Below are 19,695 nucleotides of genomic sequence, written 5' to 3'. Positions count from 1 at the left end.
TTGAAGCAAAAAATAAAAAATTACGGTGTGATAGATTTCACGTTGTGGCGGTAAGGAGCTTCTGGTATATTTATCTCCCGTCCAGAAGCACTCCATTTCCCTCATTCAACCAATTTCAGGTTAAACATGACGACAAATTACATTTTTGTTACTGGCGGGGTTGTATCCTCTCTAGGTAAAGGTATTGCAGCAGCATCTCTTGCGGCTATTCTAGAAGCTCGTGGTCTTAAAGTGACTATGATGAAGCTTGACCCTTACATCAACGTTGACCCGGGCACAATGAGCCCTACTCAGCACGGTGAAGTGTTCGTTACAGAAGATGGCGCAGAGACTGACCTTGACCTTGGTCACTACGAGCGTTTTATCCGTACCAAGATGACCAAGCGTAACAACTTCACTGCAGGTCGTGTTTATGCCGACGTACTTCGTAAAGAACGTCGTGGTGACTACCTAGGCGCAACTATTCAAGTTATCCCTCATATCACTAACGCAATCAAAGATCGCGTTATTGCAGGTTCTGAAGGCCATGATGTGGCTATCGTTGAAGTTGGCGGTACTGTTGGTGATATCGAATCACTACCATTTATGGAAGCGATTCGTCAGCTAGCTGTTGAGCTAGGCCGTGAGCGCGCAATGTTCATGCACCTAACACTTGTTCCTTACCTAGCGGCAGCGGGCGAAGTGAAAACTAAGCCGACGCAACACTCTGTAAAAGAACTTCTATCTATCGGTATTCAGCCAGATATCCTAGTTTGCCGTAGCGATCGCGTTATTCCTGCGAATGAGCGTAAAAAAATCGCACTGTTCTGTAATGTTCCAGAAAAAGCAGTAATTTCAATGAAGGATGTAGACTCTATCTACAAGATCCCTCAGTTGATTAAATCTCAAGGTCTAGATGACCTTGTGTGTGCTCGCTTTGGTATTACTGCTCCGGAAGCAGACCTTTCTGAATGGGAACAGGTTATCTACGAAGAAGCAAATCCTACTGGTGAAGTAACCATCGGTATGGTTGGTAAATACATTGAATTACCAGATGCATACAAATCTGTGAACGAAGCGCTTAAACACGCTGGCTTGAAAAACCGTCTAAGCGTCACAATTAAGTATGTAGACTCACAAGATATCGAAACAAAAGGCGTTGAACTTCTAGAAGGTTTGGACGCGATCCTAGTACCAGGTGGCTTCGGCGATCGTGGTATTGAAGGCAAGATCCGTGCGGCTCAATATGCACGTGAAAATAACGTGCCTTACCTAGGTATTTGTTTGGGTATGCAAGTTGCACTAATCGAATACGCGCGTAACGTTGCGGGTATGGAAGGTGCACATTCAACAGAATTTAACAAAGAGACTAAGTACCCTGTGGTAGGTTTGATCACAGAGTGGGTAGACGAATCAGGTAGCGTAGAAGAGCGTACTGAAAAGTCTGACCTAGGCGGTACGATGCGTCTTGGTTCACAGTTGTGTCACCTAGAGAAAGGGACTAAAGCTCGTGAACTGTACGGTAGCGCGACGATCCATGAACGTCACCGTCACCGTTACGAAGTGAATAACGTGCTTCGTCCGCAAATCGAAAAAGCAGGCCTAAAAGTATCAGGTCTATCTGCGGACAAGAAGTTAGTGGAAATGATTGAGAACCCAGCTCACCCATGGTTTGTAGCGGCTCAGTTCCACCCAGAATTCACCTCGACTCCTCGCGATGGACATCCATTGTTTGCAGGTTTTGTTAAGGCTGCGGGCCAAAACGCACGCGGCGAATTCGAGAAGTAAAAGGATACGGGCGGCGGCGAAGGTTGTGCTGCTGCCCTTTAAGATTGACATTTATATTTGAAACGAGAGGAAACATTAATGTCTAAGATCGTTAAAGTTCTAGGTCGTGAAATCATCGACTCACGTGGTAACCCAACTGTAGAAGCTGAAGTACACCTAGAAGGCGGTTTCGTAGGTATGGCGGCAGCTCCATCTGGCGCATCTACTGGTTCTCGCGAAGCTCTTGAGCTACGTGACGGTGACAAAGCACGTTTCCTAGGTAAAGGTGTTCTTAAAGCAGTTGAAGCTGTAAACGGCCCAATCGCTGAAGCTCTAGTTGGCAAAGACGCTAAAGACCAAGCTGCAATCGACGCAGTAATGATCGAACTAGACGGCACTGAAAACAAATCTAAATTCGGTGCTAACGCTATCCTAGCTGTTTCTCTAGCAAACGCTAAAGCTGCTGCTGCTGCGAAAGGCATGCCTCTATACGAGCACATCGCTGAGCTAAACGGCACTGCAGGTCAGTTCTCTATGCCTCTACCAATGATGAACATCATCAACGGTGGTGAGCACGCAGACAACAACGTTGACATCCAAGAGTTCATGATCCAACCAGTTGGCGCTAAGACTCTTAAAGAAGGTCTACGTATCGGTGCAGAAGTATTCCACAACCTAGCTAAAGTTCTTAAGTCTAAAGGCTACAGCACTGCAGTTGGTGATGAAGGTGGTTTTGCTCCTAACCTTAAATCTAACGCTGAAGCTCTAGAAGTTATCGCAGAAGCTGTTGCAGCTGCTGGTTACGAACTAGGTAAAGACGTTACTCTAGCTATGGACTGTGCTGCATCTGAGTTCTTCGACAAAGAAGCTGGCATCTACAACATGAAAGGCGAAGGTAAAACTTTCACTTCTGAAGAGTTCAACCACTACCTAGCTGAGCTAGCTAACCAATTCCCAATCGTTTCTATCGAAGATGGTCTAGACGAGTCTGACTGGGATGGCTTCAAGCACCAAACTGAACTACTAGGTGACAAGCTTCAACTAGTAGGTGACGATCTATTCGTTACTAACACTAAGATCCTTGCTGAAGGTATCGAGAAAGGCGTAGCTAACTCTATCCTTATCAAGTTCAACCAAATCGGTTCTCTAACTGAGACTCTAGCTGCAATCAAGATGGCTAAAGACGCAGGTTACACAGCAGTAATCTCTCACCGTTCTGGCGAAACTGAAGATGCAACTATCGCTGACCTAGCGGTAGGTACAGCAGCAGGTCAAATCAAAACTGGTTCTATGAGCCGTTCTGACCGTGTTGCTAAGTACAACCAGCTAATCCGTATCGAGGAAGCTCTAGGTGAGCGCGCTCCTTTCAACGGTCTTAAAGAAGTTAAAGGTCAAGCTTAATTCTTCACTGAATTAGCAGCTTAACTTAAAGCTTTTAAAACACCCTGCTTTGGCGGGGTGTTTTTGTATCTGACATATGAGAACAGGCTTTGCTTTTTGATGTCTTTCGCTTACGTTCATTTGTGATTCCATAGAACGAGGAGAGAGAGTAGAGAAGTCTCTTTGTTTCATTTTGCTGCCTATTTCTTGTAAGGAGCGTGTGAGTCTCCCTTTCTCCCCTAGAGGCAACCTCGCATTTATGCTATATATGTCACCTTATCTAATTCCTTCCGGTACAGAATGTTAGCAGCGATATGCGAATCTTTGTTATAGCCCTTACGCTACTGTTTGGCTTGCTTCAATACACTCTATGGTTTGGTAAAAACGGAGTGTCTGACTACTACACAGTAAAAGATGAAATTGAAGTTCAGCAACAAGTGAACAGCAAGCTACAAGCTCGCAACAATGAAATGTTCGCTGAGATTGATGACTTAAGGCAAGGTCTTGATGCGATTGAAGAACGTGCGCGTCATGAGCTCGGTTTAGTTAAAGATGGCGAGACTTTTTACCGCATTATAGGTGAGGAAAACCATTAAAATGTTGGATATGAACTCATCGCATATCGCAATTGTGCCAGCTGCGGGTGTGGGTAGCAGAATGAAGGCAGATCGCCCTAAGCAATATTTATTGATCGAAGGTAAAGCGGTACTGGAACATACCGTAGAGAAACTGCTTTCTCACCCAAATATTTCTAAGGTTGTCGTTGCCATTACTGACGGCGACCCATATTACCCAGAATTGTCCATTGCAAAGCACCCAGATGTGATTCGTGTAGCTGGTGGTAAAGAAAGAGCAGACTCTGTGTTATCAGGGCTAAACTATGTCAATGAGCATCTGGAAAGCGAGTGGGTGTTAGTCCACGATGCTGCAAGGCCATGTGTATTAACATCCGACATTGACCGTTTGATTGATGTTTGCTGCGCCCACTCAACGGGTGGCATTCTCGCATCTCCTGTGAGAGATACAATGAAGCGAGCAAACGCAGTACAAGATATCGATCATACGGTAGATAGAGAAGCATTGTGGCATGCACTGACTCCACAAATGTTTAAAACTCAGCAGCTTACTCAAGCACTGGCTGACGCATTAGAACAGGGTGTAACCATTACCGATGAAGCCTCGGCTTTGGAATGGCTAGGCGAGAAGCCAGCCTTAGTTCAAGGGAATGCGAACAATATAAAAATCACTCAGCCAGAAGATCTTGCGTTAGCCGAGTTTTATCTAAGCCGTGAGCGCGGCGAATAAAGAAAGGATAGAAAATGATTCGAATTGGTCATGGTTTCGATGTACATAAATTCGGTGGTGAAGGCCCAGTCATTATTGGTGGTGTAGCAATCCCTTATGAGCAAGGTTTGATTGCACACTCAGACGGCGATGTAGCGTTGCATGCGTTAACGGATGCTCTGCTGGGTGCGATTGCTGCCGGCGATATTGGTCGTCATTTCCCAGATACGGATGATAAATGGAAAGGCGCAAACAGTCGTGAATTACTGAAAGACGTTTACCGTCGAGTCAAAGAGCAAGGCTACCGTCTTGGCAATGCTGATGTAACCATCATGGCACAAGCGCCTAAAATGGCACCACACATTGACGCAATGTGTGCGGCGATTGCCGAAGACCTAGAAACCGATATTAGTAACATTAACGTAAAAGCGACGACGACAGAACGTCTCGGTTTTACTGGACGCAAAGAAGGCATTGCAACGGAAGCCGTTGTACTTCTGTTTAAGCAATAACTAGCAATTTGCTCCCCTAAGCTGTGATATCAGCGGAAACACATCATGTCAGACATTTTATCTTCATTGGCTTACCTAACGGGTAAGCCAGTTGCATCGGCAAAAATCAAAGCGCAGCCAGAGCACTTTCAGGTTCGCGAAGATTTAGGTTTTGCCTTTACGGGCGAAGGCGAGCACCTAATGGTTCGTATCCGTAAAACGGGCGAGAACACCAGCTTCGTTGCTAACGAGTTAGCAAAAGCCTGTGGTGTTAAGTCGAAAGACGTTAGCTGGGCGGGTCTTAAAGACCGTCATGCGGTGACGGAACAGTGGCTAAGTGTCCATTTACCAAAAGGTGAAACGCCAGATTTTTCAGCGTTTTTGTCTCAATACCCAAGTATCGAAATCCTTGCAACAGATCGTCACAATAAAAAACTGCGCCCTGGTGACCTAGTAGGGAACGAGTTTGTGGTGACTTTGTCTGAAGTGACAGATATAGCGGATGTAGAGCAACGTCTTGAAAAAGTGAAACAAGTTGGCGTGCCAAACTACTTCGGTAGTCAGCGTTTTGGTAACGATGGCAACAACCTTGAAGAAGCACGTCGATGGGGACGCGAAAACGTTCGTACCCGCAATCAAAACAAGCGAAGCATGTATTTATCAGCGGCTCGTTCGTGGATTTTCAACCGCATCGTTTCAGCTCGTCTAGAGAATGGTGTGTTTGATAAGTTCATTGATGGTGACATTGCACAGACGAATTCTGGCACTCAGTTGATTGATGCAAACAACATTGCTGCTCTGCAAGTGCAATTTGCGCAAGGTGAAGCGGCAATTACCGCTGCGCTTGCTGGCGATAATGCACTGCCTACTCAAGCTGAGGCTCTGGCATTAGAGCAACCGTTTTTAGACGAAGAGCCTGACCTCATGGCGCTGATTCGTGGTAATCGCATGCGCCACGACCGTCGCGATATTGCGCTAAAGCCAAAAGATTTAGCTTGGACGGTTGAAGGTAACAACATTACGCTGACTTTCTCACTGGATGCGGGATCTTTTGCGACCTCTATTGTTCGTGAGTTAGTTAATGAGGTTGAAGTAGAAAGAGAATACTAATGGAACAGGATTCACGAAACCCGAAGCCCTTAAGAGTCTTAATCAGCAATGATGATGGTGTTCATGCTCAAGGGATTCATGCCCTCGCTGATGAGTTGAGAGATATCGCTGAAGTGACCATTGTCGCACCTGATCGAAATCGTTCAGGTGCTTCGAATTCACTCACATTAGAACAACCATTACGCGTGACTGAAATTGCCCCAAATATCTACTCAGTGCAAGGCACGCCCACGGATTGTGTGCATTTCGCGCTGAATGAGCTAATGAAAGATGATTTGCCTGATCTTGTTCTGTCAGGAATCAACCATGGCGCTAATTTGGGTGATGATGTTCTTTATTCTGGAACAGTAGCAGCAGCCATGGAAGGTCATTTCCTTGGCGTTCAGTCGGTGGCTTTTTCTCTAGTGGGTAAGCGACATTTCGAATCCGCCGCTAAAATTGCACGTCAAATTGTACAACAGCATTTAGCGTCGCCGATTCCAACGAATCGTCTACTGAACGTAAACGTGCCTGACTTACCATCAGAGAATTTAGGTGAAATTGAAGTTACGCGTTTAGGTGCACGTCATCACGCAGAGAATATGATCAAGCAGAAAGATCCGAGAGGCCATGACATTTATTGGTTAGGGCCACCAGGAAAGGAGCAAGATGCAGGAGAGGGCACGGACTTTTATGCAATTGAGCATGGCCGAGTTTCAATGACGCCTCTGCAAGTTGATCTCACCGCTCACGAGTCGCTGCGTGCTATGGATAGTTGGTTAAAGGAAGAGAAGTAATGAGTAACCCACATGCTGACAGGTTGATAGCGTTTCTTATCTCCAGTGGCATCAAAGACCAAAGAGTTCTGGATGCTATCCAACGCTTGCCACGAGAAAGCTTTGTTTCTCAAGCGATGATGCACCAAGCCTATGATAACAATGCGTTACCAATTGGTCAGGGACAAACTATTTCTCAGCCTTATATCGTTGCGCGTATGACCGAGTTGCTTGAGCTAGAGCCGGCGAGTCGTGTTCTGGAAATCGGAACGGGATCGGGTTATCAAACCGCGGTACTGGCGCAAATTGTTGATCATGTATACTCCGTTGAGCGAATTAAATCGTTGCAATGGGAAGCAAAGCGTCGCCTGAAGCAATTGGATATTTACAATGTTTCAACTAAGCATGCTGATGGGTGGCAGGGCTGGGAAGCGAGAGGTCCTTTCGATGCTATCATTGTTACCGCTGCCGCTGAAGTGATTCCCCAAGCTCTTCTCTCACAATTAAGAGATGGCGGCAAAATGGTCATTCCTGTTGGAGATACGGAGCAACAGTTATTAAAAATAGAGCGTAAGGGAGACGAATATCTCTCTACCGTTGTAGAAATGGTTCGGTTCGTACCTCTGGTTGCGGGTGATTTAGCTTAAGGGTTAGGGATAGGTGAATAAGTTACTACGTCATATTGGTATTAGCTTTGTGTTTGCTGCAGGACTAGTTGGTTGTGCAGCGCATTCCCCTGCACCTGTCTCTAGCCTAAAAAAAGACTATTCAAGCCTTGAAAGAGGGAGTTACAGAGGGAGTTATTATGAGGTAAAAAAAGGCGATACGCTTTACTTCATAGCTTATGTCACAGATAAAGATGTAAATGATCTTGTTCGTTACAATGAGTTAACTCAGCCTTACACTATCTACCCAGGACAGAGGCTAAAACTTTGGGCTCCGAAATATGTCGCCCCTAAATATGGTCAAAAAGTTGAACCCGTTGTGGCTCCTGTTGTTACGACCCCCCCAGCTCCAGTGACGAAAACATCAACAGCCTCTAAACCTAAACCTTCGAGTAAAAACTCTAGTCAAAAACCTACAGAGACTAAGCCTAAAGTCGTACAAAAACAGCCTCCAAAGAAGGTTGAACAATCGAAAACAAAGGAGTATGTTGGTTCAAAAGATAACCAAAAAGTGAAGCAAAAAGCGCCAACTACCACAGCAAAGAGTGATAAAGTCTCAAAGTGGTTGTGGCCAACAAAAGGGAGAGTAATCAAGAACTTTTCGGCGGGAGAACAGGGAAATAAAGGTATCGACATCGCAGGACAGCGTGGTCAACCTATCGTTTCAACCGCAGCCGGCACAGTCGTTTATTCAGGCAATGCGCTACGAGGTTATGGCAACTTAATTATAGTAAAGCATAACGACAATTATTTAAGCGCATACGCACATAATGACAAACTGCTGGTCACAGAAGGACAAAGCGTAAAAAGCGGACAAAAAATCGCCACCATGGGTAGTTCAGGTGCAAAGTCGGTCAAACTACACTTTGAAATTCGCTATCAAGGTAAATCAGTGAATCCAAAACGCTATTTGCCTTAAAACTTTGAAAAACAACTTGCGACATCATTTAGCGACATATTGAGTTGTCATGTCTTGCTAACTCGCCAGGGGGAGGCGTTATGAGTATCAGCAACACAGTAACCAAAGTTGAAGAGTTTGCATTTGACAATGCGTCAGTGAAGACCATTGATAACGAACTCGAAAGATCATCATCCACAGAAAGCAAAGCGACTGCGCGTGAAGAATTTGACGCGAGCAGTAAAAGCTTAGATGCAACTCAGTTGTATTTGGGCGAAATTGGCTTCTCACCTTTACTTACTGCCGAAGAAGAAGTGCTTTACGCAAGACGCGCCCTACGTGGCGACGAAGCGGCACGCAAACGTATGATCGAAAGTAACCTACGTTTGGTTGTTAAGATTTCTCGTCGATACAGTAACCGTGGTCTAGCACTACTCGATCTGATTGAAGAAGGTAACCTCGGCTTGATCCGAGCGGTCGAAAAATTCGACCCAGAACGTGGTTTCCGTTTCTCTACTTACGCAACGTGGTGGATCCGACAAACGATAGAGCGAGCGTTGATGAACCAAACTCGCACGATCCGTCTACCTATCCACGTAGTGAAAGAGCTGAACATTTATCTGCGTACTGCGCGTGAACTTTCTCAAAAGCTCGATCACGAACCGACCGCAGAAGAAATTGCTGCTCAATTAGATATTCCAGTCGAAGACGTAAGCAAAATGTTACGCCTTAATGAGCGTATTAGCTCTGTCGACACGCCAATCGGTGGTGACGGTGAGAAAGCGCTGCTGGATATTATTCCTGATGCAAACAACTCTGATCCAGAAGTTTCGACTCAAGATGACGACATCAAATCATCGTTGATTCATTGGTTAGAAGAGTTGAATCCGAAACAGAAAGAAGTGCTTGCACGTCGCTTCGGCCTACTAGGCTACGAGCCTTCGACGCTGGAAGAAGTTGGTCGAGAGATTGGTCTGACACGTGAGCGAGTACGTCAAATACAAGTGGAAGGTTTACGTCGTCTTCGTGAAGTCCTAATCAAACAAGGTTTGAATATGGAAAACTTGTTTAACGTAGAAGACGATTAAGTAATCCGTATTTCACTAGATACACAAAAGGCTATGGTTCCCCATAGCCTTTTTTCTTTTTTGCTCGTCGGTGTGAGTCTGTTTACAGCATCTTCTTCAAGCGATACAGCTCTTCAAGAGCTTGGCGTGGCGTTAAGTCGTCAGGATCAATACCTGACAGAGCTTGTTCGACCTCGCTAGGCTCTGGAATCAGGCTCAACTGGTTGGCCACATCTACTGCACTTGGACGCGGTGTGTCACTGTTTTGCCCCAGTTGCTCTAGCTGAGATAGCTTGTTACGCGCATTTTTGATGACCGTTTTTGGTACGCCAGCTAAGCCCGCAACAGCCAAGCCGTAAGACTTACTTGCCGCACCTTCTTGAACTGCGTGCATAAAGGCAATGCTGTCTCCATGTTCTACGGCATCCAAGTGAACGTTCGCTAAGCTTGGCAGTTGGTTCGGTAACTCTGTTAATTCGAAGTAGTGAGTTGCAAATAGGGTCATCGCCCCAATTTGTGTTGCGAGCCATTCCGCACTTGCCCAAGCTAAAGAGAGACCGTCGTAAGTACTAGTACCGCGTCCGATTTCATCCATTAGCACCAAACTGTTCTTAGTTGCGTTGTGAAGAATATTGGCTGTTTCGGTCATTTCTACCATGAAGGTCGAGCGGCCAGATGCAAGATCATCTGACGCACCAATACGAGTAAATATACGATCTAAAGAACCAATCTGTGCGGATTCTGCCGGTACATAAGAGCCGATATGTGCCATCAATGCAATCAGCGCAGTTTGACGCATGTAGGTTGATTTACCACCCATGTTTGGACCAGTGATGATCAACATCTTACGGGCTGGGTTAAGCTCAATTGGGTTCGCGATGAACGGCTCTGTTGTTACTTGTTCTACGACTGGATGACGACCAGCTTGAATGTGAATTCCTGCGTCTTTCACAAGCGTTGGGCGGCAGTAATCTAACGAATCTGCACGCTCTGCTAGGTTTTGTAATACATCCAGTTGAGACAGGGCAGAAGCTAGGTTTTGCAGCTTCTCAAGGTTTGGCATCAATAGATCAAACAGTTCTTCCCACAACTGTTTCTCAAGTGCTAACGCTTTAGATTTCGAGTTAAGTACTTTGTCTTCGTGTTCCTTAAGCTCTGGGATGATGTAGCGTTCAGCGTTTTTGAGTGTTTGGCGACGTACATAATGCGGTGGAACCAAATGGCTCTGGCCACGGCTTACTTGGATAAAGAAGCCATGAACGTTGTTGTAGCCAACTTTAAGCGTATCGATACCGTGTCGTTCACGCTCATCTCGCTCAAGCTGCTCAAGATATTCTGTTGCACCGTCTGCCAATTTTCGCCATTCATCGAGCTCCGCATTGTAGCCTTCAGCGATGACGCCACCATCACGAATAACAACCGGCGGATTTTCTTTAATCGCGCGCTCTAACAGGTCACATACTTCGTCAATCGGAGCTGCATACTTCGCCAATTTCGTTAGGTACGGATGGGTCAAAGAAGCGGTGACAGATTCTAGCTCTGGTAGCTGTTGCATGGCATTGCGAAGTCTAGCCATATCGCGAGGGCGAGCAGAGCGTAATGCAAGGCGCGCTAAGATACGTTCAATATCACCAATTTGCTTTAACGTTGGTTGAAGATCGGCAAACAGAGCTTGTTCTTTAATCTCACCAATCGCATCAAGGCGATTGTTTAACGTTTCAATGCAACGCATAGGCTGATGCAACCAACGCTTCAGCATTCGGCTGCCCATCGGAGTTGCACAATGGTCGAGTACTGCAGCGAGCGTGTTATCGGTTCCGCCTGCTAGATTTTGAGTAATTTCCAGATTACGTCGGGTAGCAGCATCAAGGATGACGGATTGATCCTGATGATCAAACGTTAAAGAGCGAATATGAGGTAAAGCCGTACGTTGAGTATCTTTTACGTACTGGATCAAACAACCAGCAGCACATAACCCTAAGGACGCATGTTCTACACCAAAACCAACCAGATCTTTTGTGCCAAATTGTTGATTGAGTTGTTGCTTAGCCGTATCAAGCTCAAACTCCCAGACTGGGCGACGACGGTTGCCATTGCGGCTCGCCATTAAATGTACAGGTTCAAAATCTTCTGGGAACAGTAGCTCACGTGGTGAGGTACGTTGAAGCTCAGCTGTCATCGCTTCTTCAGTTTCTGGTTCTGTCAGTTGGAAGCGACCAGAGGTGACATCCAGCGTCGCATAACCGAACTTATCGTTGTGATGGTAAATTGCTGCGATTAAGTTATCGACACGCTCAGAAAGCAGCGCTTCATCCGTCACAGTACCTGGTGTCACGATACGCACAACTTTACGTTCTACCGGGCCCTTGCTGGTGGCCGGATCGCCAATCTGTTCACAGATCGCCACAGACTCACCAAGCTGAACAAGTTTTGCCAGGTAGCCCTCTACGGCGTGAAATGGCACACCCGCCATTGGGATAGGTTCACCTGCAGACGCACCACGTTTGGTCAATGAAATATCAAGAAGCTGAGAAGCTCGCTTGGCATCATCGTAAAAGAGTTCGTAGAAATCGCCCATGCGGTAGAACAGCAAAATCTCTGGGTTCTCAGCTTTTAGCTTGAGGTATTGCTGCATCATCGGAGTGTGTTTTTGTTCAGCTTTCACAGGTAAGTTCTTTTGTTTATTTCCGTAGCGGCTTAGGATACGTGAATCCCTATCAAGTAAAAAGAGACAAAGGGCATTTTGGCTATGGAAAAAACAACAAAATTGAGTGCCGATTTAGGCGCATTATTGGCTAAACACGGGCATCTTTTAACGACCGCAGAATCATGCACAGGTGGTGGTGTTGCAACCGCCATTACTGACATTGCTGGTAGTTCAGCGTGGCTTGACCGTGCGTTTGTCACCTACAGTAATGAAGCGAAAATGGAGATGCTTGGTGTGCAAGCTTCAACGTTAGAAGCGCATGGTGCAGTGAGTGAGCCAGTTGTGATTGAAATGGTACAGGGTGCAATTAAAAACTCCAATGCGACCATCGGTGTGTCCATCAGTGGTATTGCAGGGCCGGGTGGTGGCAGTGAAGAGAAACCAGTCGGCATGGTCTGCTTTGCTTTTGCTGATAACCAAAGTTGGCAGCAAGTCGAAACCATGCATTTTACTGGTGACCGTGCAGAAGTTCGCAAAAAAGCGGTCGAGCATGCGCTGACTCAATTGTATCAACATCTACTCTAGAATTTCTTAAATTGTTTTAGCCCAGCATTGATAAGGGCTAGAGCAAATCATGACTTTAGGTCAGCCAAATTTTTTTCATACAGGTATGGACACTGTATGAATCAACAGTATAATAACTTTCATTGCTGAGCAGTTCTTCTGCTTAAGAAAAATGAATTACTATTCGTCGCCCAAAGAAGATGAATAAATCGGAGAAAGTAATGGACGAGAACAAACAGAAAGCGCTCGCCGCTGCGCTAGGTCAAATTGAAAAGCAATTCGGTAAAGGCTCTATCATGCGCCTTGGTGATAACCGCGCAATGGACGTAGAAACCATCTCAACGGGTTCTCTTTCTCTTGATATCGCTTTGGGTGCTGGTGGTCTACCAATGGGTCGTATCGTAGAAATCTACGGTCCAGAATCTTCAGGTAAAACAACGCTAACCCTTGAGCTTATTGCTGCTGCACAACGTGAAGGCAAAACGTGTGCGTTTATCGATGCAGAGCACGCTCTAGATCCTGTATACGCGAAGAAACTTGGCGTTGATATCGATGCATTGCTAGTTTCTCAGCCAGACACAGGTGAGCAAGCGCTAGAGATCTGTGACGCACTTGCACGTTCTGGTGCTATCGATGTTATGGTTGTCGACTCTGTCGCAGCACTAACACCGAAAGCAGAAATCGAAGGCGAAATGGGCGATAGCCACATGGGTCTGCAAGCACGTATGCTTTCTCAAGCAATGCGTAAGCTAACGGGTAACCTAAAGCAGTCTAACTGTATGTGTATCTTCATCAACCAAATCCGTATGAAGATTGGTGTGATGTTTGGTAACCCAGAAACAACAACAGGTGGTAACGCACTTAAGTTCTACGCTTCTGTTCGTCTAGATATCCGTCGTACTGGCGCAATCAAAGAAGGTGACGAAGTCGTAGGTAACGAAACGCGCATCAAAGTTGTTAAGAATAAGATTGCAGCACCATTTAAAGAAGCAAACACACAAATCATGTACGGCCAAGGCTTTAACCGCGAAGGTGAACTTGTCGATCTAGGTGTGAAGCACAAGTTAGTTGAAAAAGCCGGTGCATGGTATAGCTACAATGGCGATAAGATTGGTCAAGGTAAAGCGAATGCGTGTAACTACCTGCGTGAGCACCCTGAAGTGGCTAAAACTATCGATACAAAACTGCGTGAAATGTTGCTAGCGCCAGCACTTGCGGAAGCGCCTGAAGCTGGTGAAGCGCCAGAGCAAGCTGAAGAGTTTTAATCTCTCATAGATTAATAAATGACAAAGCCCTGCAATGCGGGGCTTTGTTGTATCTATTGAAATCAAAAATCGAATTATCACAAAGGCCATTGAGAGCCTGTACAGCAAAAATACTTTTAGGATCATCATGTACCAAAAACGCCAGGCGCCAACATTATCGAGCAAAGAGGCAGCTATCCAATTGCTTAGCCGTCGCGATCATGGTCAGTATGAGCTTTACCAAAAATTATCGATGAAGGGCTATGAAGAATCAGACATCGACATCGCAATTAATTTTTGCCTAGACCATAATTATCTAGATGATTTACGTTACGCGAAGAGTCAAATTAGACAGCATGTATACAAAGGACATGGAGAGCGTCGAATTCGTCAAGAGTTAAACCAGAAGCGTGTTGCGGAATCGGTGATTGAGCAAGCTATGGCTGAAGAGCCGCAAGATTGGTTTGAACTGGCTAAACAGGCGGCAGAAAAGAAATTCAAAGGTATTAAAGCCAAAGACCAGAAAGAGTACGCTAAACAGGTGCGATTTCTGCAATATCGTGGCTACAGTTTTGACCAAATCAGCTACGCGCTGAACTTTGAGGACGAAGATTAACGGTCAGTCGTCCGCACTGATTTTTGTTTTGCTTCAAATTTTTTCTCCTACTCCCTCTTTTCCTCAAGAAAACTAGTCTCAGCTGTTTGCATGATCTACAATACGGCAAAATTCTAACTCGACTATTTTCAGGAAGAGCTGCATGTACATGAGCACTGATGAGGTTCGTAACGCGTTCCTCAAGTTCTTTGAGAGCAAAGGACACCAAATCGTAGAAAGTTCATCGTTAGTTCCACATAACGACCCAACCCTGCTGTTCACAAACGCAGGTATGAACCAATTTAAAGATTGTTTCTTAGGCTTAGAAAAACGAGCCTACACTCGAGCGACTACGGCTCAGCGTTGCGTACGTGCTGGTGGTAAACATAACGACCTAGAAAATGTTGGCTTTACTGCTCGTCACCACACATTCTTTGAAATGTTAGGCAACTTCAGCTTTGGCGATTACTTCAAAGAAGATGCGATCTCCTTTGCTTGGGAATTCCTAACCGAAGTTCTTAAACTGCCAGCGGATCGTTTATTGGTAACTGTTTACGAAACCGATGACGAAGCGTTTGACATCTGGAACAAGAAAGTTGGCGTGCCCGCTGATCGTATTGTTCGCATTGGTGATAAAGAAGGCGGCAAGCCGTATGAGTCTGATAACTTCTGGCAAATGGGCGACACTGGCCCTTGTGGTCCATGTACTGAAATCTTCTACGATCACGGTGAGCACATCTGGGGTGGCCGTCCTGGCACGCCTGAAGAAGATGGTGACCGTTTCATCGAGATCTGGAACAACGTATTCATGCAGTTCAACCGTCACGCAGACGGCACTATGGAACCGCTACCAAAACCATCGGTAGATACTGGTATGGGTATCGAGCGTATCTCTGCAATCATGCAGGGCGTTCACTCAAACTACGAAATCGATGTATTCCAAGCTCTTATCAAAGCAGCAGCAGAAGTGATCGGTTACGAAGACCTATCAAACCAATCACTACGCGTTATCGCTGACCACATCCGTTCATGTTCATTCCTGATCGTGGATGGCGTTATGCCTTCAAACGAAGGTCGTGGTTACGTATTACGCCGTATCATCCGTCGTGCAGTTCGTCACGGTAACAAGCTGGGCGCACAAGGTGCATTCTTCCACAAGTTGGTTGGCGTTCTAGCTGACATCATGGGTACGGCTGGTGAAGAGCTGAAGCGTCAACAAGCTGTGGTTGAAAAAGTACTGCGTATCGAAGAAGAAAACTTTGGTCGTACACTTGAGCGCGGTATGGCGATTCTAAACGAAGCATTAGATAACCTAGATGGTAAAGTACTGGACGGCGAAACCGTATTTAAACTTTACGACACTTACGGCTTCCCAGCTGACTTAACTAACGACGTTGCACGTGAGCGTGAGTTCGCAATCGACGAAGAAGGTTTTGAGAAAGCGATGGAAGAACAGCGTCAACGTGCGCGTGAAGCGGGTAACTTCGGTACTGACTACAACGCGGCAATCAAAGTTGATACGCAAACAGAATTCTGTGGTTACACAGGTACTAAAGGCTCTAGTTCTGTAGCAGCGATGTTCGTTGAAGGCAACGAAGTAGATTCGCTATCTGCGGGCGACAAAGCAATCATCGTACTTGGTGAAACACCATTCTACGCAGAGTCAGGCGGTCAGTGTGGTGACGCTGGTGAAATCCGTACTGAGTCTGGTGTATTCTGCGTTGAGGACACTCAAAAACTAGGTAACGCAATCGCGCACCACGGTGTAATGGCAGAAGGCGTTCTAGCGAAAGGTGATGAAGTAGCAACTATCGTTGACGCAGAGCGTCGCGCAGCTATCTCTCTAAACCACTCAGCAACGCACTTGCTACACGCAGCACTACGCCAAGTTTTAGGTGAGCACGTAACGCAGAAAGGTTCATTGGTGAAGGCAGACAACCTACGTTTCGACTTCTCGCATCTAGAAGCCGTAACCGCAGCAGAGTTGAAAGAAGTTGAGCGCCTAGTTAACGCGCAAATTCGTCGCAACCACACGATTGAAACCAACGTGATGGACATTGAGTCTGCTAAGAAGAAAGGCGCAATGGCTCTATTCGGCGAGAAGTACGACGACGAAGTACGCGTACTATCTATGGGCGACTTCTCGACAGAGCTTTGCGGTGGTATTCACGCATCAAGCACAGGTGATATTGGCCTATTCAAAATCACTTCAGAAAGCGGCATTGCTGCAGGTATTCGACGTATTGAGGCGGTAACAGGCGAGGCTGCATTAGACGCTATTGAAGCTCAAAACGCGAAGTACGAAGAGAAACTGGCAGAATCTGCACAGAAAGCAAAAGCGCTAGAGAAAGAAGTGCAGAAGCTAAAAGATAAGATGGCGGCAGCAGAAAGCGCTAACATCATGGGCAAAGCGGTTGAAGTCAATGGTACAAAAGTTCTAGTCGCAGCTCTTGAAGGCGCTGACAGCAAGAACCTACGTACTATGGTTGATGACATCAAGAACCAAATGGGGTCTGGTGTCGTACTGCTTGCCAACGTAACAGGTGATAAGGTTGGCCTGATTGCTGGTGTGACTAAAGATCTAACTGGTAAAGTAAAAGCTGGTGATCTAGTTAAGATGATTGCTGAGCAAGTCGGTGGTAAGGGCGGTGGTCGCCCTGACATGGCTCAAGCTGGTGGTACTGATGTAGCCGCACTACCAGAGGCAATTAAAACAGTTCAGCCTTGGTTAGAAGAGCGCTTATAAGCTTTTAACTACTAAAATTACGCTCAATCAAGTTTCTTTGATTGAGCGTAATTTTTTTAGCAGCCAAGTGGTTTAATTGACCAAAAGTTAACCGAGTCATTTAGGCTATTTGGTTTTTGTTGTAACTACTGCTTATATAATTTTTCTAAAACGAAATACTGACGATATAAGCAGTTCTAAAGAGACTTCGGTCTTGGGAAGGTGAAGACTGGTGAAAAAGCCCCTTATCGTGCAAAAGTTTGGCGGAACCTCAGTGGGTTCAATTGAAAGAATCCACCAAGTTGCTGAACACATCATTAAGGCGAAAAATGATGGCAATCAAGTTGTTGTTGTCGTGTCTGCAATGTCAGGCGAAACAAACAGACTGATGGACCTCGCTAAACAGATAGATAGCGTGCCTACAGCTCGAGAACTTGATGTTTTGCTCTCTGCTGGTGAGCAAGTGTCAATGGCACTGTTAGCAATGACACTCAATAAATTGGGTCATGCTGCACGCTCGCTTACCGGAGCACAGGCGAATATTGTGACGGATAATCAACACAATGACGCAACGATTAAACACATTGATACTAAGACAATTCTGGGATTGCTTGAGCAAGACCAAATCGTTATTGTTGCAGGCTTTCAAGGTGTGAATGAGAACGGGGATATCACCACATTAGGTCGAGGTGGCTCAGATACGAGCGCAGTGGCACTGGCAGGCGCATTGCGCGCTGATGAGTGTCAAATCTTTACCGACGTTGATGGTATTTATACTTGTGACCCACGTGTAGTGAAAAACGCGCGAAAATTGGCGGTTATCGATTTTCCTTCCATGGAAGCGATGGCAAGCCGAGGTGCGAAAGTATTACATTTACCTTCAGTGCAATTTGCATGGAAGAATAATGTGCCACTGCGCGTGCTTTCGACATTTGATGTTAATGAAGGCAGTCTGGTAAAGGGGGAGTTAGGCAATCAAGCCGTCTCTGGTATAGCCATTCAACGTGACCTTGCCATAATCGAAGTCGATAAAGAACATTTATCTAGTGCTACAAAACAATGTCAGATGTTGGGTATCGACATTTGGAATGTGATCGAGGAAACAGAACGGGCAGGTATCACGATAAAACAAGATGCATGTGCCAAGTTCGATCTGGTGTTCAGCGACAAAATCCGTAATAGTGAAGTGGTAAGCCTGTTGACCGCAGTGGGGCTTGAGGCCAATGGAATGGTAGAGCACGCATGCGATTTGTTGGCAAAGCGAGATATTGAGATCAATTTCAGCGCAACGAATGCACTCACTATGATGCTAGTTTTAGCACCCGAATGTGTGGATACAGCAGCAAACATTCTGCATGATGCTTACATTACGTCTAGTGAAGCATTAAACATTCAACAAAAACATGCCTTTTTAGGCTGATTTTCGCTAACAAGGTAGTTTACGAAAATATAACTTTTGTTGGATAATAGCTTTGTAGCAAGAAAATTTAGAGATTACTCAAGGAGCAAAGAATGCTAATTTTGACTCGCCGCGTAGGCGAAACACTGATGATTGGTGATGAAGTGACTGTAACTGTACTAGGTGTTAAAGGTAACCAAGTGCGTATCGGCGTTAACGCTCCGAAAGAGGTTTCAGTTCACCGTGAAGAAATCTACATGCGCATTCAAGCTGAAAAAGGCAATGGCAACGTTGCTTCAGGTAACTACTAAGTCGCTCCTGTTTACAGAGCTTAGTTTGAATGAAAAAGGCTAACCGAAGGGTTGGCCTTTTTAGTTTTTACTGTTTTTGAAAATTTGCAGAAACTATTGTGTTGAGTATGGCTGTGAATTCATCAATAATGTTGATTCGAACTTCAGAAAGTTATTTGAAAATAAATGTCTTTTTTTCAGAGAAGACTCTCTTTTTTTCATCATAATAGAGTGATAAAGTTCGTTTAATAGTCACTTTGATTAAATCAGCAACGGTTAAGCCAGTTTCGTAGATTTTTTCAAAGAAAGTGTTTGACATATTTTCGGTAAAACGTAATATGTGCCTCCGCAAGACGGTGAGGTGGCCGAGAGGCTGAAGGCGCTCCCCTGCTAAGGGAGTATACGGTTTATCCCGTATCGAGGGTTCGAATCCCTCCTTCACCGCCATTCTTGCAACGTTGATTTATCAACAAAAAGTGCGTCCTTAGCTCAGCTGGATAGAGTACCTGGCTACGAACCAGGCGGTCGGAGGTTCGAATCCTCCAGGACGCGCCATATCTCTTTTGAGATATAACAATGAAAACGGTGAGGTGGCCGAGAGGCTGAAGGCGCTCCCCTGCTAAGGGAGTATACGGTTTATCCCGTATCGAGGGTTCGAATCCCTCCTTCACCGCCATTCATTGACTGGCCCGATGGCCTTTTTTTTGTTTCGTAAGAAATGAATGTGATTTACTTCACAACTTCTTAGCAAGAAGATCTGCGCGTCCTTAGCTCAGCTGGATAGAGTACCTGGCTACGAACCAGGCGGTCGGAGGTTCGAATCCTCCAGGACGCG

General features: G+C 45.7%; 17 protein-coding genes and 4 tRNA genes. 20 read left to right on the top strand and 1 reads right to left on the bottom strand.

Annotated elements, in window-relative coordinates; translation table 11 throughout:
* The first annotated feature begins 126 nt into the window (after positions 1 to 126).
* From R7Z41_RS14315 to rpoS, 10 genes are all read left to right on the top strand, one after another.
* Positions 127 to 1,767 carry a CTP synthase gene (locus R7Z41_RS14315; RefSeq protein WP_021034029.1) on the top strand — a complete coding sequence of 547 codons (1,641 nt, stop codon included), beginning with the start codon at positions 127 to 129 and terminating at the stop codon, positions 1,765 to 1,767.
* A 78-nt stretch (positions 1,768 to 1,845) separates the two neighbouring features.
* Complete coding sequence (gene eno, locus R7Z41_RS14310; RefSeq protein WP_005383785.1) at positions 1,846 to 3,147, top strand: phosphopyruvate hydratase; 1,302 nt, start codon at positions 1,846 to 1,848, stop codon at positions 3,145 to 3,147.
* Between the two features lie 293 nt (positions 3,148 to 3,440).
* Positions 3,441 to 3,722 (top strand): cell division protein FtsB, encoded by a 282-nt coding sequence (ftsB, locus tag R7Z41_RS14305; RefSeq protein WP_005380907.1) that lies wholly within the window; start codon positions 3,441 to 3,443, stop codon positions 3,720 to 3,722.
* Position 3,723: 1 nt separating this feature from the next.
* Positions 3,724 to 4,431: a 2-C-methyl-D-erythritol 4-phosphate cytidylyltransferase gene (gene ispD, locus R7Z41_RS14300; RefSeq protein ID WP_017821625.1), complete on the top strand. Its 708-nt coding sequence runs from the start codon at positions 3,724 to 3,726 to the stop codon at positions 4,429 to 4,431.
* A gap of 14 nt (positions 4,432 to 4,445) precedes the next feature.
* A complete protein-coding gene (ispF, locus tag R7Z41_RS14295) occupies positions 4,446 to 4,922 on the top strand; it encodes a 2-C-methyl-D-erythritol 2,4-cyclodiphosphate synthase (RefSeq protein WP_005380896.1) in 477 nt (158 codons plus the stop codon).
* 45 nt (positions 4,923 to 4,967) lie between these two features.
* Positions 4,968 to 6,011, top strand: a complete 1,044-nt coding sequence (gene truD, locus R7Z41_RS14290; protein WP_225478051.1) for a tRNA pseudouridine(13) synthase TruD — start codon at positions 4,968 to 4,970, stop codon at positions 6,009 to 6,011.
* Positions 6,011 to 6,787, top strand: a complete 777-nt coding sequence (surE, locus tag R7Z41_RS14285) for a 5'/3'-nucleotidase SurE (RefSeq protein ID WP_005380894.1) — start codon at positions 6,011 to 6,013, stop codon at positions 6,785 to 6,787. Before truD ends, surE begins: the two co-directional genes overlap by 1 nt.
* Positions 6,787 to 7,413 carry a protein-L-isoaspartate(D-aspartate) O-methyltransferase gene (locus R7Z41_RS14280; protein WP_005380892.1) on the top strand — a complete coding sequence of 209 codons (627 nt, stop codon included), beginning with the start codon at positions 6,787 to 6,789 and terminating at the stop codon, positions 7,411 to 7,413. The genes surE and R7Z41_RS14280 overlap by 1 nt, the downstream gene beginning before the upstream one ends.
* Before the next feature lie 13 nt (positions 7,414 to 7,426).
* Complete coding sequence (locus R7Z41_RS14275) at positions 7,427 to 8,350, top strand: peptidoglycan DD-metalloendopeptidase family protein (RefSeq protein WP_017633546.1); 924 nt, start codon at positions 7,427 to 7,429, stop codon at positions 8,348 to 8,350.
* An 80-nt stretch (positions 8,351 to 8,430) separates the two neighbouring features.
* Positions 8,431 to 9,417 carry an RNA polymerase sigma factor RpoS gene (rpoS, locus tag R7Z41_RS14270; RefSeq protein WP_005380887.1) on the top strand — a complete coding sequence of 329 codons (987 nt, stop codon included), beginning with the start codon at positions 8,431 to 8,433 and terminating at the stop codon, positions 9,415 to 9,417.
* A gap of 82 nt (positions 9,418 to 9,499) precedes the next feature.
* Here the strand turns inward: rpoS and mutS are convergent, their stop codons facing one another.
* A complete protein-coding gene (gene mutS, locus R7Z41_RS14265; RefSeq protein WP_213891984.1) occupies positions 9,500 to 12,061 on the bottom strand; it encodes a DNA mismatch repair protein MutS in 2,562 nt (853 codons plus the stop codon).
* A gap of 84 nt (positions 12,062 to 12,145) precedes the next feature.
* Here mutS and pncC point away from each other — a divergent pair, with 84 nt between their 5' ends.
* From pncC to R7Z41_RS14215, 10 genes are all read left to right on the top strand, one after another.
* The gene (pncC, locus tag R7Z41_RS14260) at positions 12,146 to 12,628 is read left to right on the top strand and encodes a nicotinamide-nucleotide amidase (protein ID WP_017633544.1); all 483 of its coding nucleotides are present in this window, start codon (positions 12,146 to 12,148) and stop codon (positions 12,626 to 12,628) included.
* Between the two features lie 200 nt (positions 12,629 to 12,828).
* Complete coding sequence (gene recA / locus R7Z41_RS14255; protein WP_005380874.1) at positions 12,829 to 13,872, top strand: recombinase RecA; 1,044 nt, start codon at positions 12,829 to 12,831, stop codon at positions 13,870 to 13,872.
* Positions 13,873 to 13,999: 127 nt separating this feature from the next.
* Positions 14,000 to 14,467, top strand: coding sequence for a recombination regulator RecX (recX, locus tag R7Z41_RS14250; RefSeq protein ID WP_005383799.1), 468 nt, complete (start codon positions 14,000 to 14,002; stop codon positions 14,465 to 14,467).
* 142 nt (positions 14,468 to 14,609) lie between these two features.
* On the top strand, positions 14,610 to 17,192 hold the full coding sequence (gene alaS, locus R7Z41_RS14245) for an alanine--tRNA ligase (protein WP_225478056.1): 2,583 nt from the start codon (positions 14,610 to 14,612) through the stop codon (positions 17,190 to 17,192).
* A 211-nt stretch (positions 17,193 to 17,403) separates the two neighbouring features.
* On the top strand, positions 17,404 to 18,591 hold the full coding sequence (locus tag R7Z41_RS14240) for an aspartate kinase (protein WP_065274845.1): 1,188 nt from the start codon (positions 17,404 to 17,406) through the stop codon (positions 18,589 to 18,591).
* A 92-nt stretch (positions 18,592 to 18,683) separates the two neighbouring features.
* Positions 18,684 to 18,881, top strand: a complete 198-nt coding sequence (gene csrA, locus R7Z41_RS14235) for a carbon storage regulator CsrA (protein WP_004415691.1) — start codon at positions 18,684 to 18,686, stop codon at positions 18,879 to 18,881.
* 334 nt (positions 18,882 to 19,215) lie between these two features.
* Positions 19,216 to 19,307: transfer RNA gene (locus R7Z41_RS14230), tRNA-Ser, on the top strand.
* Positions 19,308 to 19,338: 31 nt separating this feature from the next.
* Positions 19,339 to 19,415: transfer RNA gene (locus R7Z41_RS14225), tRNA-Arg, on the top strand.
* Positions 19,416 to 19,444: 29 nt separating this feature from the next.
* Positions 19,445 to 19,536, top strand: a tRNA-Ser gene (locus R7Z41_RS14220).
* Between the two features lie 85 nt (positions 19,537 to 19,621).
* A tRNA-Arg gene (locus tag R7Z41_RS14215) sits at positions 19,622 to 19,695 on the top strand.

This window comes from Vibrio sp. 1457, from assembly GCF_033340195.1.
Lineage (GTDB): Bacteria > Pseudomonadota > Gammaproteobacteria > Enterobacterales > Vibrionaceae > Vibrio > Vibrio alginolyticus.
The sequence above is the reverse complement of the archived record's forward strand: the minus strand, read 5'-3'. Positions and strand labels throughout refer to the sequence as shown.